The organism is Floridaenema aerugineum BLCC-F46, from assembly GCF_041929345.1.
GTDB lineage: Bacteria > Cyanobacteriota > Cyanobacteriia > Cyanobacteriales > Aerosakkonemataceae > Floridanema > Floridanema aerugineum.
This window is the reverse complement of record NZ_JBHFNQ010000206.1, coordinates 71,916-85,376: the sequence shown is the minus strand read 5'-3', so window position 1 is coordinate 85,376 and position 13,461 is coordinate 71,916. Positions and strand designations below refer to the sequence as shown.

Sequence of the window (13,461 nt, the reverse complement as noted above, 5' to 3'; positions counted from 1 at the left end):
ATCAAATTTATTTAGTATATTTAGTAATTGTGTAGTTATGTATGAAGCATATTTAGTGATTAGTGAAACTGAGAGAAAGTTAGTTAACGCGGATGAAGTAGATTACTCAAACTACCGAAGAATATTCCAATGTCCTCGCTGTTATGCAAATTTAACCTTACGAAAAGGATATTCGAGAAATAACCGTTTCGTTCGTGCTACATTTGTACATCCTGAAGGAGATTTAATTGACTGCGAATTACGAGTATCTTTCAACATTGACTCATTCAGTCAAAATGTTTTTAACATTCTTGAAAAAGGACAAAGTAATAAGAAGCTAGAAAAAGCATTCATTAACTGTTATGATTCATTTAGATTAAAGTGTAATCCATCAATTTTAGAGAATTACACACCGGGAATACCTTTGCTCTACAATAGCAAATTACACCTGAAAAGACAAATTGAATATAATGAGAAACCGGGAGAAGTATATCCAAACCCTAAACTATTTGTTGATGCGGCTTCTGCCATCTTAAACTCCTTGCAATGTCAGAAATATTTTGAGCAAAAAATACAAGAATTAGAAAATTATTTAAACTTAGATGTTGGAATTTTAGAGTATATACAAAAAGTAAAAAAAAGTAGTATAAAAACTGAAATTTTTATTAAGTATCACTGTAAGTACCTTAAAGGAATTAGTCGATTTATATCTAGAGGTGTATCTGATGAATGCAGACAAGAATTTCTTAGACGGATAATTTGGGGCGATAAAAAATTACCAGTTTCAAAAAAATACCTGTGGACTCAGCAAGAAAAGAAGATAGCTACAGAGACATTTAAAATTTTTACTAAGAATTCTAAAGATGAGGAGATAGAAATTAAGCAAATGCGAGAACCTCAAGTTAAAAATATACAAGCATTCGATACTCTATTTGTCAGAAAAATCTCTGAAAAAGAAACTCAGTATTTGCGTGAGGCATTTTTAGCCTTCTATCAAGGCGGTAATACACCTCAAAGTGAATTTATTCGATTTATTTTATCTCAAACTGTAGAGTCAATTCAATTCTATGATTGGTCAATATTGCCCGATTTTTATCAAGTATAAATCTTTGCTTAATGCTATATTATATTTATAAAGTAAAAATTAGCTTGCCAAGGATAATAACTATGATTTCAACTCAATACATTGCGGATTTTGAAGATATTACTTCAGAAAATCCTATAGAAGAAGTTTGGAAGTTACTTCGTTTTTTCTGTGATACTGAGTATAGTTTAGACAAGATTTGCCAGATTAATAAAATTACAAAAAAAGATAAACAATTTACCAATGCCAAGAAACAAGCAATACAAATAGGTTACTGTATTCGTCAAGCAGAAGAATATTTCCAAGCTTCATCAAAAGTTGGTTTAACTACTCGCCCCAATCTTCTTTACTATGGTGCATCTAGTTTATCTAGAGCTTTAATTTTATTAAAAAATAATGGTGATTATTCTATTGATGCTCTTCGCAAAAATAATAAACATAATCATCATGGTCTAGACATAAATCATTCGTGACAGGTTAAGAAAAAAGAACGAATGTCAATGAGTGAATATGCTTAATAAAACTGGAGCGTCAAAGGTAATTTCTTGCCTGTCATACAGAGAGGTATAAGGCAATCAGAGATTGCCTTATACCTCTCTGTATGACAATGATTCTCGCCCGTTCAACATCAGCCGAATTTTTTCAGAGTTCAGGGGACTAAAGATGTCAAACTAGCTTTTATGAAAGTTCTGCTCATCTCACCATGAAAAAGCGAATAAATCGCCACCCTGACCATACGAAGCGACACAACACACCCAGTCCAAATAATCAAATTATTGCCGCACATCTAGAAGAATTACTCACACCAGCAATTTTTTACCAACAAGCTTATTACCGCCAGTTGGGATTAAGAAACAGGCTATTAAATTTATCATTAATGGTCGCAGCAGTTTTAACATTAATATGGCGACAAGTACCGTCAGTACAAGAGTTAACTCGACTGTTAGAAAGAGAAGATTTACTGTGGTGTCGCGCTACAAAAGTAGCTCAACAGTCACTTTCAGAAAGATTTTTAGAATTTCCCGCTTCCCTATTTGAGAGAGTATTTAAAGATTTACTACCAAGATTACAATCAAATTGGCAACAGCGTCAAAAACGTCCCTTACCGGAAAGTATTCAATTTGCCAGTCGATGTTTTGACAAAATTTGGGTAGCAGATGGTTCCACATTAGAAGCATTATTTCGTAAACTGAAAAGTTTAGAAGATGTAAAACCGGGAAAATTGGCTGGGAAAATTTGTGTTGTAGTTGATTTGATAACTCGCTTACCTGTCGAAGTTTGGTTTCATGATAATCCCTTGGCATCAGAAACGAAATTTGAAGAAAGTTTACTATCCTTAGCTTCCGCCAAAACCTTACTCTTGCTTGACCGGGGGTTTTATCACTTCCAGTTTTTTGAGCAACTAATGAGTCAAAAAGTAGACTTTATCACTCGACTCAAAGCCAAAACTTCGGTGAAAGTTATTCAGGTTTTCACATCTAATAATTTCGTTAAAGACCAACTGATTAAACTAGGTACAGGACGCAATGGTACTCCGATTTTGACATTACGTTTAGTATCCATCCGCGCCGGAAAAACTTGGTATTCTTATCTGACTTCTGTAACTGATCCGAAAGTATTACCTCCTTATGTAGTCGCAGATTTATATCAACGTCGATGGCGAATTGAAGAAGCTTTTAATACAGTGAAACGACTCTTGGGATTATCCTATTTATGGACAGGTTCGATTAATGGAGTAAAATTACAAGTGTGGGCAACTTGGCTATTTTATGCGGTTTTGGTTATATTGAAACACCTTGGGGAAACTTTCCTTTATTTTATGAAAGCCTGATTCCAGGGGGGTATCTAATAGAAAGCAAAATTTATGAAGGTAATCAAAACTCTTCTTTTTTAAAAAGTTATACTTGTCAACCCAGCCCTGACATTCAGCCAATCAGCGAAATAACCAAAAAAAAGTTTAATGGATTAGAATTAATTAAAACTTTACCAGATATGTATTTTATACTTGAAAAATTAGGTATAGAAACAAATTTATGCAGAGGAAACATAGAAATAATACAAACAAGGCATTACAAAACAGATAGCACAGGCCAACAATATATCGATACAATACAAGAAATTCATAATTTTGGGATAAATGCTAAGTCTGAGCTACGAAAAAGTAAGTTATTAAATAGGTATATGACAAATTCTAAAAATCCTTTAATGCTTATAGTTTCCGAAACCGATACATTGGCTCATACCCAACTAATAACGCAATTTGATCCTAAATCCGAGATTCAAAAGATTGAGTATTATCCAGAAATTGTTGATGATATTAATGGAATAAACTTTTTTATAGTTAATCCAGGGTCTTATTTGCCAGAAATAATCGCTCAGTTTATTTTACTTTTTTGCTTTGGTATGATTTGTAGGTATGCTCCTGATATATGGATTAGAACAATTGATGAAAATGTAATAGCTGCTGAATTAATTGATTCAATACTTAGAATAGTTTATAGAAAATTTCCGAATTTAATTCTAGATCAAATGACTCAATCAAAGCATTATATTCCTTTGTAAATAGCAAGATAAGTACTGAGGCAAAATTATTTGTATATCTTATTTGTCTGTAACCCTTATCCAATCAAGGATAGAGAACTGAAAAATACACAATTAATTTTGCTCAGGGACTTACACTCAATCAAAGCAAGCAATGGGCAAGAGCTAGTCCTAATGGAAAATTTTCCATTGCGAGGCAGCATGACTGGGTGGCGATCGCCCTACCTCATAAGTTCTATTTTACAGGTTGTGGGATTCGGACAATCGGTTGAGGGAGACGAGGTTTGAGTAGGGGTAATAAGTAATAAGTATGTTCGGATTCTCAATTATGGTATGGCGAAATGGCGATTAGGGCTAGGAAAACTAAAGTGGCAGATTCAGCGAACGAAGCAACTGAAAAAACAGGAGAATCATCAATGACAGCAATAATAAAAACTTCCAGTCATTTGAGTCTAAATGGGTTGGAGAGTGTTGATAAACACGCAACAAAAATTCATTTAATTGATGGGGAAAAGGGAGGTGTGGGGAAGAGTTTATTTGCTAGGGTTTTGATTCAGTATTTCCTAGATAAGAAATATCCTTTTTTGGCTGTAGATGCGGATAGGTCTAACCCGGATGTGTCTCGGATTTATGAAAGTGTCTGTCGCTCGGCTCTTTTTAGTGAGGATGAGAAGAAGTTTTTTGAGGCTGATAAAATTTTTGAATGGGCGTTTGAGAATAGCGTGATTGTGAATTTACCCGCTCAGGTTTATCCGTTAGTCACGAATTGGATTGAAAAGAATAATTTGATTGCGTTGGGTAAACAATCAAAAATCAGTTTTTGTAAATGGTTTATTTGCACAGGCGGTTACGATAGCGTGCAGTTATTTTTAAAATCGGTACAGCATTTTGAGAAGAGGATTACTCATGTTTTAGTGCGTAATTGTGGGTTAGAGGATGATTGGAGTTCGATAGAAGAAATGGAGTCAGTGCAGAATGCAATTAAAAAATATGAGGTGAAGGTGATTGATTTTCCTAAGTTCTATTCGCGGGAAAGGAATGCGATCGATGCTAAGGGAATCACGTTTGAATTAGCTAGAAATAGTCAAGAATTTGGCGTGTTGGGAAGGCAACGAATTAAGTCATTTATTCTATCAGCTTTCGAGGCGTTTGAAACTACGGGGATGTTACCGTGAGCTATGGTGCTGTTGATACTAAATCTTTGCTGGATATTGCTCTAGAGGGTCAATCTGAGGAATATAAGCGAAAGGTTTTGGAGTTAGCGTTTAAAGGGAAAATTGAGCCGACTGACCCGATATTCCTGATTTTATTGGCAACGGGGCGATTGGAAGTGCTGATTCGAGAAAGTCCGAAACCAAAGGATTTTGAGTTGGCGTTCGATCGCTTTTTGGTACAAATTAATAAGACGTTAGCAACTCATGAACAAGTAGTAGTTGAGAAGCAAGAGCAGCAAATTGCTGAGGTTATTAATTCGTTGGTGCGTCAGACCAAATTGACAAAAGTAGTGACTTCTGTGCGTTCTTTGGTAGTGGCGGCAGGTGTGCTATTGACGACGTTAGGTATCGGTGCTTTGATGGGATGGATGGGTTTGCTTTGGTCGCAAGGAGGGTTTGCGCCGGGGGAGGCAGTTCATCTGACTCAGGAGCAGGCGGAGGCTTTGCGGTGGGCAACTAGCAATGAGGGGAAGTTTGCTCGGAATTTGATGAGGTGGAATTCGGATAGTCTGACTAATTTAGAATGTAAAAAAGATGTAAAACGTTTGGGGGTGACTCTGGAAGTGGCAGGGAGGCCAGCCACAGAAGGATTTTGTACAATTTGGGTGGAAAGTTTGGAGAAGCGAAAGTTTAGGGAATGAGCAAAGGGAATAAACTTCTTAAGTGGGGAATAAAGTTCTTAAGTATTAAATTTTTATCTGCCTTTGGGAAGTTTTATCTCACTTTGGTATTGCCTCTCTAACCTCATCAGTACCCCATCGCCAACTCTGTAAACTTACGCATATAAGGCGACCTATATCCTAGCACGATGTCAGACTTAGGCACTCCAGCTGCAATTAACTGATTAGCTATCCCCACCTCAGTTCCATCTCGTTGAATCCAAATTTTTCCCTCTTTAATCTCAATGTGAATAACACATCCAAACACTCGTTTTTCTCCACGCCACCCGACATGAAACATCAGATAGCGATCGCGATCGACATCGAAAGCAATTTGAGTTTCCACTTCGCGTTCGCGTAGCGTTGCCGCAGGCAAATCGTCGCTATGGCACTGTCCATGTTTTTCGACAATTGATTTAATTAATTCTCTATATTTCTCTATTTCCATAGTACAATCTCCTCTCTAATCGGATTGAATAGACTCTTGAGAGCTAAAAGTAGCGATCGCTGTTCAAAATCAAATAAATAAGTTAGGCGAAACTTTGAAATATTCGCCAAGAGCTTTAGCTTGTGCCTTGCTAATCGAACGTTTGCCATTAACAACTTCAGATACTACTCCACTCGAACCAATTATTCCAACTAAATCTGCTTGCCTAGTGCCGCTCGTTTCCATGACATATTGCAGCATTTCAGATGGAGTAGATTTCTCGAATGGATAGTTTTTAGTTTCGTATACTTCAATCAGCGTTACTAATAAATCGAGTAAAGCTAGCTCCTCCGGTGTACGATTTTTGGCAAAAATTAACTGTTCTACAACTTTCAATAAACGTTCGTATTCTGCTTCTGTCTCAATTGCCTGTGGAGCAACTTCAGCTAGCAAGGCTTGATAAGCACTTCGATCAAAAGTAAGGGTCATTTTTCCATCCATCTTTGTCGTATTCGCTATGGGTTAAAAAATATTTGTAATAAACCTTCTGCGTTTGATAATCAATCCCAACAATCAGACGGTAATCGTTGCCTTTAATGTTAAATACCGTGAAGTTTCCTACTGCTTCAGCATCTCGATAAACCTTACGGACATCTTCTAAATTTTGCCATTCTGCGTTTTTTACAATCTCGTACCATTTGTCAATCTGCGTCTTGACATCAGGATACTTAGCTGCATCATTACGAAGATTGCGAATTGAAATTAGGTGCATTTTGATTGAGATAAGTAGGAAACCTTTTTCGCACAATCATAAGTCCATCAAGATTATTTAAATTCTTGGCTATCTTGTCACTCTCTCAAAATGAGAGCAAAATGTCAAGGGGGTTAAACCTTTTCCTGAGCATACCAGAGAGAACGATGCTTGCAGAGGTAACGATCGCCAAATTTTTATTGAACTTGTCCAATCATTTTTTGACTTTGTTGGCGTTGAGAACGCTGATTTGAAGAAAGCAATTCTTCTTTAGTAACTGGCGTTCTTCTGAGGGTATCCAAAGGAACAAGAAACTCACCTTTTTGAATTTTGATATCTAGCGCATCAATTACAAATCTTACATCCAGAAAGCTAGCATCTTCATAGTCATTATCTTCATAACGTTTGATTTGTGCTTCTGTCAATCCAGCCAATTCTGCCAATTCTTTTTGGCTTAGTTTAGCTGCCATTCTTGCTCTAATCAAGATTTGAGGTAAATAATCAATATCATCAAGTGTTAATACTATTGGCGTGTGGCTATCATGGGATGTTAGCCTATCATATTCAGCAATTTCTGCTTGCAATTTCTCTAAATGACATTGTAATGTCTCTCGGTTCATTTTCCATCGCTCATAGTCATTTTTTTTACTATCTTCATCCTTTTCTATTGCGGCTATAGATTTTTCAAACTTCTCTAACCATTCTTGACTAACTTGGTACTCTAATTCATTTTTAATCATCATTCCCACCGCATTGCGACCCTTGGAAGGCAAATTGCGATCGCTATGCGTGCGCGAATTTGCCTTGGCGCATTCGCATAGCGTGGGTTATTTTACCGCAACTCTAGTTAATCAAGCCAGCACGGAGAGCACGAACAGCAGCGGAAGTACGATCGTCACAAGATAACTTAGTCAAAACATTCCGCACATGAGTTTTCACCGTCCCTAGAGAAATGAAAAGTTCCTGGCAAATTTCCTCATTAGTACAGCCATCCACAATTAACCTAAGTACCTCCCTCTCTCGTTGAGTAAGTGGATTAGCCGAAAGCAATTCATTCTCCTCCGGCTGAAGAGCATGAATAGAAACGGTAGGAACGCCTGCGGGAACAGCAGCAACTAAGTAAGGATTATTGATTCTCTCCAAAACAATACGAGCAATAGAAGAATCAATCCAGTTAGCACCTGCATGAGTTTCCACAATTGCTTGCAATAACTTCTCAAACATCACATTTTTCATGCAATAAGAATCAGCCCCAGCTGCAAAAGCCGCCAGCACCGAATCCTCATTCTCGTGCATCGTCAAAATCAGAACTTTCGGCTGGTTGTCAAGGCTACCATTTTGAGCTTTGACAAACTTTTTAAACCGCTTGGTTAATTCGATACCATCTACCAACCCCGGTAATCCTAAATCGATTATGGCTACATCAGGCGGGGTTTTCTCTAAAAGAGTAATCCCTTGCAAACCGTTACTAGCCTCGTCAATAAAATCAATCTGAGGACAATCGTTTAAGGCAGCTTTGATTCCGGCTCTAGTTAGGTGATGGTCTTCAATTAAACTAACACTAATTTGGTTCATAAAAGATGCAAAATTTTTAAATTGAATTGGGAAGACGGACAGTAAATATACTGCCCATCCCTACCTTTGATGCAACGGTAATACAACCCTGGTGCGCTTCAATAATTCGATGTGATAGATGCAATCCTAAACCACTTCCTGCTCCAACATGATTTCCAGTACGAAATCTTTCAAACAGTGTGGCTTGTTCTGATAATTCAATCCCGATTCCAGTGTCTTCTACAATAATGCTGACAAATTCAGCATCTTGCTCAACCACTATTTTTACGTAACCACTATCAGTGAATTTTAGAGCATTACCGACTAAATTGGTGACAACTCGACGCAGTTCGAGGCGGTCTCCCACAATCTTAATTGGAGTTGATTCCGGTTGAGAGTATGTTAAACTCAGACCTTTACCCAACGCTAAAGGTTCCAATTCCATTACCACTTCTTGAATCATTTTGGTGAGATTGAAACGAGCAGTTGTCAATCTTTTACACCCAGCCTCAAATCGATGTACTTCCAGTAAAGTATCGACTAGACACATGAGATTTTGGTTACTTCCAGAAATTGTAGATATTGCTTTTTTGGCATTTGGTGTCAGTTCGCCAAACGTTCCTTTATGGAGTAAAGACAACATTCTATCAGCCGCTACCAATGGCGTTCGCAAATCGTGAGTCAGACGAGACACAAAATCTTCTTGGGCTTTGGACATTTCCTGCATATTATCAATACTATGTTTGAGTCGCAGGAGATTCCGCACCCGACCTAACAATTCGTTAATTTTGAGTGGTTTATACACAAAATCGTCTGCACCTAAATCCAGTCCATCAGCTAAATCTTGGGACTCGTCAGCAGCCACAAGTAAAATCGGAATAAAAGGTAAGTAAGGTAGAGAGCGAATTTTAAAAGTGATTTCGTAGCCGTCTAAATCAGGCATCATCACATCCAATAAAATTAAGTCGGGTGGCGATGCAATAATACTAGCTATGGCATCAATTCCGTTGTTATAAGTGCTGACACGGTAGCCTTCTTCGGAAAGAATAGCCCGCATAATCAATAAGTTATCGGCTACGTCGTCAACTACGAGAATTCGGCTAGGTTTACTGTTCATCATGTAGATTTCTTGGCGTGCATTGAACCAAAACTTAAAAATGAATCAGCTAGTTGTTGATGGCGAATTAGGTCAAGGAACAGCTGATAATCTTGAATTTGTTGCGCTTGTTCTAGTTTTCGCTGTTTCCTGATGCGGAGTAAGTAATCTTTAAGTCGTGCATAACGCCATCCAACTTGCACTCCTAAGTCATAGACTTTTTGTGTTTTATCGTTGGTGAAGATACCCAGTAGAATTTGTCCTAGCGATTGGGAATTCTCGTCTGATAAAGTTCTGCGGCTGGATTTACCATCGATGCAACCTTGCCAAAATTTCCGACTCTTGGATGAGGTGTGAATATTCAGGCGATAGTCCCGCAGAGTTAGTTTGAGCCACTCTAAGTCTTGTTTTCTTTCCTCTGCTAGCGAATCATCCGGCTGGTACTTGTTCCAAGCTTGCACGACAGAGTTCAACGCTCGCTCGAAAGCCGCTAAGTTTTCTGTAGGCGTTTTGGCATAGTCGGTTTTTGGGGCTAGGTTATGGCTTAAGGAATTGTTGGTTTTCGACATATACTCAACCTGTTTGATAGTTTGGGATGTTTTCGTTTAGCGATTCTAATCTCTCAAAATACCAACTGTCTAGATGCAGTAAATTCAGCCGAAAAGATGATTTTTTATTCTCTGGGATTATTGATTTAGAATTGTAAAAAGTTGAATAATTGTAAAAAAAGTAGCAGTTCTACTTCGTTAAATGTTGTAGAACTACCAAGCTATTAGTTAATACCAAATCCGGGTTAGCTACTTGATCGGCATATCTTCTTCCTCTTCTCTTTGCGCTCTATAGCGCTATCGCGCATGGCTTCGCTAGTGCGCTCTTTGCGGTTCAAATAAAAAGGGGGTAATCAACCTGGATTGAGTATGAGCTATTCTTTAAGTTGTTAAGAGTGTTTGTAGTTCGGCAAGAATCTTTTGCAGACGTTTCTGTTTCTTTGGGTCAGTCCAAACTTTTGACTTGTTTACTTGAGTCAAAACTGTCTTCACTTGCGTTTTTAAACTTTCTTCTGGTTTCTCTTCCGATGTACCTGTTTTCAGAGCAGCGATTCTTTCTCTAATCTGAGTCAAGGAAAGGTTTTCGGTAATGGCAGCTTCTAGCAATTCATTTCTAATTTCTTTGTCTTTGATTTTGGCGATCGCTTTAGCCTTAGTGTACTCAATTTTGCCCTTTTCAAGTTCGTCTAGTACATCTTTAGGCAGGTTCAAAAGAGGGAGCCGATTGCTCACAAATGACTCCCAGCCCATTTTGCCTAATTCGTTGAAAACCTTAACAATTATTTCAGCTTCCGGGTGAATGATAACGTTATCATTCATCCTCTGAACGTCGTTTTGCATCCGATAAAGTAGTTTACTAACCTCATCTTTAGAACGGGATAAATGATGAGCTAATAGTTGCAGAATACCGTCAGTTTCTTCTATTGGGTTGAGGTCTTCTCTTTGCAGGTTTTCCACCAAAGCTATATTTAAAGCTTGTTGTTCGTTAAGTTCTCTAATCGTCACCGGAACTTGTTTTAAGCCCAGTTCTACTGCTGCTTTATAGCGTCTTTCCCCAGCAACTAATTCGTACTTGTTATCACCGATTGGTCGAACTAACAAAGGTTGGAGAATCCCTTCAGCTTTAACTGATTCAACCAAAGCCTGCATTGCTTCCGGGTCGAAGTAGCGGCGAGGTTGAGAAGATGGAAGTTGAATTGCCTCAATACTTAATTGTTTATCTGGTGCATCAGTAGTTTCTTCATCTCCGAATAAAACACTTAAATCGGCTTTACCTTTGTAAGGTTGATTGCTTTTACTTGGCATTGAGTTTCTCCATTTGAATAGCTAGGTTATTTAGGATTTTGACAACTGGGTTTTTCGGTTCGTAAATAGCAAGGGGAACTTGTTTTTCCGAGGCATCGACAAAAGCAGTAGCGCGAGGGATGGGTTTGTATACGGGAGCAACCGGAGAAAATTGTTCGCCAATAGCTTGCAGCGTGCGTTTATCTTGGGAGTTAGTCGCTGCATAACGAGAAGGAACGAATCCAGCTATTTGTAAAGAACGGTTTCCTTTCTTTCTGACTCTGGCTACAGTTTGTAAAAGTAGGTTAGTTCCTTCAAAGGCTTTATAGTGTGTTTCGATTGGTACTAACACATGAGTAGCAGCTACTAAACTGAGGTAACTTAATAGTCCTAAACTAGGTGGACAGTCGATGAGGATGAAGTCGTAGTTGTCTTTAATGGGAGCAATTGCATCTTGCAGACGGACTTCTCGGAAATCCATGTTTACTAGTTGAATTTCTGCGGCACTGAGAGTAATATTGGTCGGAGCTAAATCCATGCCGTGAATGTTAGGTTGGATATAAAGTGGCTCTTCATTGACGATCGCATCGAATACCGTTTTTTCTAGTAAGTGAGTGTCAACACCCATGAATAAAGTCAAAGAAGCTTGAGGATCGATATCGATGAGGAGAACTTTATGACCCCGTAAGGATAGTTGATATCCCAGGTTGAGTGTAATCGTGGTCTTGCCGACTCCGCCCGCTTGATTGAAGAGCGAAATTATTTTTGTAGTCATTTTTTTCTCCTTTGGCACACAACTCGAATGGGTGTGAAGGAGGAAGTTACGGTTGAGACTATCAGTGCGTTAGCACTAGAAAACTGCTGGCTGATGCTTTCACTTTCAGAGTAGATCACTTTGTCCTGACCGTACAAGGGAACTATAAATATAGTCTCATATTTTCCCGGATTTCTGAAGGTGATTTGTGAGTTTTTTTCAGTTAAATGCTGTAATCCCCCAATCCATCATAAGAGAAAAAAAGTTGTTTTGTTCTGTACAATTTGGATGAAAGTCAGTTAGTCCATTAGTCGGAGCAATAGCAAGATAATTGCATGGTAAGTTTGGGTGCTAAGGTACGCGCAGTGCAGGTAAATACACGCTTATGGGATTAGCTGTCATCCAAAGGGTTCCTTCTGAGTATATCTGGAGGCTAAAACAAATAGGGCTGGTATTTTTTGAGAAGATAGCAACTAACGAAGCAATAGCTGGAGAGACTCAAGATTTTTATCAGGGATTGTTGGTAGGATTTGACCGAGCAGTTAAACTCATAGATGAAGAGGATGGTGTACAAGCGTTGGGTTTGTTAAAGGCTAAAATAGCTAAGTTGATCGACAACGATTCAGCTGCGAGTTCGGAGGCGGAAACTTTAGAGGATAAATCATCTATTAGTCGATTATCTCCCAGTTACATTGCTCAACTTCAACAAAGTGACGCAGATACAGAGGATGAAATTTGTCCAACCGAAACACAAGACTTTTATCATGGTTGTATTGCTGCACTTGATTTTGCTGTTTCTTTAGCAGGCGAGAAATATGCTTATGCTCAGATTAGTTTATTAAAGACTAATGCAGCTTATTTTATAGATTTAAACAAAGATCAAGCTCGTCAGGTTCATATTCCTGAATTGAAAAGTTCGGTTTCTGTAAGTCGGGAAGATTTAGAGCAAAATTCAGGTTTTACTGGTGATTGGGTACAACTAAAACCAGAAACTTTAGTTGATGATTCAGACTCGTTCAGTATAGAAGAATTTGTGGATGTTCAAAGATTAGAACCAGAGGAAAGGGAAATAGAAAACTCTACTGTCGAAACGGAAAACCAGCTAGTTAATATTCTATTGGATAACAGTGAAAACTCGAAGCAAGTTAAACCAAATATTTCTAATGCGTTAGCAGGTGGAAACACGGATATAAATTCATCAACAGCAATAGATATTGAGCAAATCAAGTTAGCCCAATCTATTTTACCAACTGCTCAAAAAGCTTTTGAATATGTATTAACCTATTTTCCTGAACGCGTGGAAGAAACTGATGAATATACTCGCGTTAGAGTTGTGAATTTGTATGATTTGATTGTTAAAGAGTCTGAAGGTATTTCTATTTCTTCTTTAATTGCTTCCAGAAGAGGTGAATTAATCAGAGTACAGGGAGAAGAGTTGATTGTAGCGCAGGGTATTTTGTCTGAAGATGTGGAATTTTGGACAACAATAGCACAGCAATTAGATGAAATGTCGCCAAAGCAAGCTATTTTGTTAGAGAAACCTGACTTGGAAATATAATGTCTAGACGAG

General features: G+C 38.1%; 15 protein-coding genes and 1 pseudogene. 7 read left to right on the top strand and 9 right to left on the bottom strand.

Annotated elements, in window-relative coordinates:
- Positions 1-37: 37 nt before the first annotated feature.
- The 6 genes and pseudogenes from ACE1CC_RS27530 (at position 38) to ACE1CC_RS27505 (ending at position 5,459) form a co-directional block, all read left to right on the top strand.
- Positions 38-1,084: a hypothetical protein gene (locus ACE1CC_RS27530; RefSeq protein WP_413273628.1), complete on the top strand. Its 1,047-nt coding sequence runs from the start codon at positions 38-40 to the stop codon at positions 1,082-1,084.
- 62 nt (positions 1,085-1,146) lie between these two features.
- A complete protein-coding gene (locus ACE1CC_RS27525) occupies positions 1,147-1,536 on the top strand; it encodes a YaaC family protein (RefSeq protein WP_413273627.1) in 390 nt (129 codons plus the stop codon).
- Between the two features lie 230 nt (positions 1,537-1,766).
- Positions 1,767-2,852, top strand: a pseudogene (locus ACE1CC_RS27520) (IS4 family transposase); the annotation flags it as partial.
- Positions 2,813-3,625 (top strand): YaaC family protein, encoded by an 813-nt coding sequence (locus ACE1CC_RS27515; RefSeq protein ID WP_413273626.1) that lies wholly within the window; start codon positions 2,813-2,815, stop codon positions 3,623-3,625. The pseudogene ACE1CC_RS27520 and the gene ACE1CC_RS27515, both read left to right, overlap by 40 nt.
- A 347-nt stretch (positions 3,626-3,972) precedes the next feature.
- Positions 3,973-4,779: a P-loop NTPase family protein gene (locus tag ACE1CC_RS27510; protein WP_413273625.1), complete on the top strand. Its 807-nt coding sequence runs from the start codon at positions 3,973-3,975 to the stop codon at positions 4,777-4,779.
- Complete coding sequence (locus ACE1CC_RS27505) at positions 4,776-5,459, top strand: DUF6753 family protein (protein ID WP_413273624.1); 684 nt, start codon at positions 4,776-4,778, stop codon at positions 5,457-5,459. Before ACE1CC_RS27510 ends, ACE1CC_RS27505 begins: the two co-directional genes overlap by 4 nt.
- A 106-nt stretch (positions 5,460-5,565) precedes the next feature.
- On the opposite strand, the gene ACE1CC_RS27500 is transcribed toward ACE1CC_RS27505, so the two are convergent.
- The 9 genes from ACE1CC_RS27500 to ACE1CC_RS27460 all read right to left on the bottom strand — a co-directional run bounded on the left by ACE1CC_RS27500 (position 5,566) and on the right by ACE1CC_RS27460 (position 11,912).
- The gene (locus ACE1CC_RS27500) at positions 5,566-5,925 is read right to left on the bottom strand and encodes a XisI protein (protein ID WP_413273623.1); all 360 of its coding nucleotides are present in this window, start codon (positions 5,923-5,925) and stop codon (positions 5,566-5,568) included.
- A gap of 69 nt (positions 5,926-5,994) precedes the next feature.
- Entirely contained in the window at positions 5,995-6,393 is a 399-nt protein-coding gene (locus ACE1CC_RS27495; RefSeq protein WP_413266194.1) for a helix-turn-helix domain-containing protein, read from the bottom strand.
- Positions 6,377-6,676, bottom strand: coding sequence for a type II toxin-antitoxin system HigB family toxin (locus ACE1CC_RS27490; RefSeq protein ID WP_413273622.1), 300 nt, complete (start codon positions 6,674-6,676; stop codon positions 6,377-6,379). Before ACE1CC_RS27490 ends, ACE1CC_RS27495 begins: the two co-directional genes overlap by 17 nt.
- Positions 6,677-6,852: 176 nt before the next feature.
- The gene (locus ACE1CC_RS27485) at positions 6,853-7,428 is read right to left on the bottom strand and encodes a helix-turn-helix domain-containing protein (RefSeq protein ID WP_413273621.1); all 576 of its coding nucleotides are present in this window, start codon (positions 7,426-7,428) and stop codon (positions 6,853-6,855) included.
- Positions 7,429-7,498: 70 nt separating this feature from the next.
- Positions 7,499-8,230, bottom strand: coding sequence for a response regulator (locus tag ACE1CC_RS27480; RefSeq protein ID WP_413273620.1), 732 nt, complete (start codon positions 8,228-8,230; stop codon positions 7,499-7,501).
- A 16-nt stretch (positions 8,231-8,246) separates the two neighbouring features.
- Positions 8,247-9,326 carry an ATP-binding response regulator gene (locus tag ACE1CC_RS27475; RefSeq protein WP_413273704.1) on the bottom strand — a complete coding sequence of 360 codons (1,080 nt, stop codon included), beginning with the start codon at positions 9,324-9,326 and terminating at the stop codon, positions 8,247-8,249.
- A complete protein-coding gene (locus ACE1CC_RS27470) occupies positions 9,326-9,874 on the bottom strand; it encodes a hypothetical protein (protein WP_413273619.1) in 549 nt (182 codons plus the stop codon). Before ACE1CC_RS27470 ends, ACE1CC_RS27475 begins: the two co-directional genes overlap by 1 nt.
- 360 nt (positions 9,875-10,234) lie before the next feature.
- The gene (locus ACE1CC_RS27465) at positions 10,235-11,158 is read right to left on the bottom strand and encodes a ParB/RepB/Spo0J family partition protein (protein WP_413273618.1); all 924 of its coding nucleotides are present in this window, start codon (positions 11,156-11,158) and stop codon (positions 10,235-10,237) included.
- On the bottom strand, positions 11,148-11,912 hold the full coding sequence (locus ACE1CC_RS27460; protein WP_413273617.1) for a ParA family protein: 765 nt from the start codon (positions 11,910-11,912) through the stop codon (positions 11,148-11,150). Before ACE1CC_RS27460 ends, ACE1CC_RS27465 begins: the two co-directional genes overlap by 11 nt.
- A 364-nt stretch (positions 11,913-12,276) precedes the next feature.
- Here ACE1CC_RS27460 and ACE1CC_RS27455 point away from each other — a divergent pair, with 364 nt between their 5' ends.
- Positions 12,277-13,449, top strand: coding sequence for a hypothetical protein (locus tag ACE1CC_RS27455; protein ID WP_413273616.1), 1,173 nt, complete (start codon positions 12,277-12,279; stop codon positions 13,447-13,449).
- Positions 13,450-13,461: the final 12 nt, after the last annotated feature.

Coding starts and splice junctions, on each gene's coding strand:
- ACE1CC_RS27530 (WP_413273628.1), top strand. CDS start 38: ATGTATGAAGCATATTTAGTGATTAGTGAAACTGAGAGAAAGTTAGTT.
- ACE1CC_RS27525 (WP_413273627.1), top strand. CDS start 1,147: ATGATTTCAACTCAATACATTGCGGATTTTGAAGATATTACTTCAGAA.
- ACE1CC_RS27500 (WP_413273623.1), bottom strand. CDS start 5,925: ATGGAAATAGAGAAATATAGAGAATTAATTAAATCAATTGTCGAAAAA.
- ACE1CC_RS27495 (WP_413266194.1), bottom strand. CDS start 6,393: ATGACCCTTACTTTTGATCGAAGTGCTTATCAAGCCTTGCTAGCTGAA.
- ACE1CC_RS27490 (WP_413273622.1), bottom strand. CDS start 6,676: ATGCACCTAATTTCAATTCGCAATCTTCGTAATGATGCAGCTAAGTAT.
- ACE1CC_RS27480 (WP_413273620.1), bottom strand. CDS start 8,230: ATGAACCAAATTAGTGTTAGTTTAATTGAAGACCATCACCTAACTAGA.
- ACE1CC_RS27475 (WP_413273704.1), bottom strand. CDS start 9,326: ATGAACAGTAAACCTAGCCGAATTCTCGTAGTTGACGACGTAGCCGAT.
- ACE1CC_RS27470 (WP_413273619.1), bottom strand. CDS start 9,874: ATGTCGAAAACCAACAATTCCTTAAGCCATAACCTAGCCCCAAAAACC.
- ACE1CC_RS27465 (WP_413273618.1), bottom strand. CDS start 11,158: ATGCCAAGTAAAAGCAATCAACCTTACAAAGGTAAAGCCGATTTAAGT.
- ACE1CC_RS27460 (WP_413273617.1), bottom strand. CDS start 11,912: ATGACTACAAAAATAATTTCGCTCTTCAATCAAGCGGGCGGAGTCGGC.
- ACE1CC_RS27455 (WP_413273616.1), top strand. CDS start 12,277: ATGGGATTAGCTGTCATCCAAAGGGTTCCTTCTGAGTATATCTGGAGG.